1 protein-coding gene is annotated in these 752 nt (G+C 70.5%); it reads left to right on the top strand.

Going from position 1 to position 752, the window contains the following annotated elements:
* The coding region (locus tag AH6_RS41920; RefSeq protein WP_067492059.1) for an SAM-dependent methyltransferase at positions 1 to 735 on the top strand (735 nt) is incomplete at its 5' end.
* Positions 736 to 752: the final 17 nt, after the last annotated feature.

The following is a 752-nucleotide window of genomic DNA, read 5'->3' as shown; positions in this document are numbered from 1 at the left end:
CTCGGTGGCAAGGACAACTACGCGGTGGACCGTGCCGTCGCCGAGGCGAGTCTGGCGATCATGCCGGAGCTGCGGGACATCGCCCTGCACAACCGCGCCATGTTGCACCGCGTCGTCCGCCATCTCGCCGCGGACGAGGGGATCACCCAGTTCCTGGACCTGGGATCGGGGCTGCCGACCGTGCGCAACACCCACGAGGTCGCCCAGGAGGTCAACTCGCAGGCGCGCGTGGTCTACGTCGACGTCGACCCGATCGTCCTGGCGCACGGCCGCGCGATCCTGGCCGACAACCCCAACACGACCGTGGTCACCGCCGACATCCGCGAGCCCGAGCAACTGCTGGACCTCCCGGACGTCCGCAGGCTCATCGACTTCGAGCGGCCCGTCTGCGTGATGCTCGTCGGCATCCTGCACCACCTGGCCGACGAGGAGGGGCCGGGCCGGATCATCGAGGTGCTGCGGGACGCCGTGCCCAGCGGCTCGTTCTTCTTCATCACCAACTTCACCAGGTTGGGCGACGCCCCCGAGTCCGTCGCGCTGGAGAAGCAGCTTCTGGAGCAGCTCGGCACCGGACGCGTCCGTACCCCGGAGGAGCTGGCCGCCTTCTTCGACGGCCTGGAGGTCCTGCCGCCCGGCCTCGTCCCGCTGCCGCTGTGGCGCCCCGAGCAGGCCATCCTCGACGCCAGCACCATCGACGTCCGCTTCATGACGGGCGGGGTCGGCCGCAAGCCCTGACGTCCACGCCGTCCCGG

It is taken from the genome of Actinomadura hibisca NBRC 15177, from assembly GCF_001552635.1.
In the GTDB taxonomy this organism is placed as follows: Bacteria; Actinomycetota; Actinomycetes; order Streptosporangiales; family Streptosporangiaceae; genus Spirillospora; species Spirillospora hibisca.
Note: the sequence above shows the minus strand (reverse complement) of the source record. Positions and strands in the feature narration are given on the sequence as shown.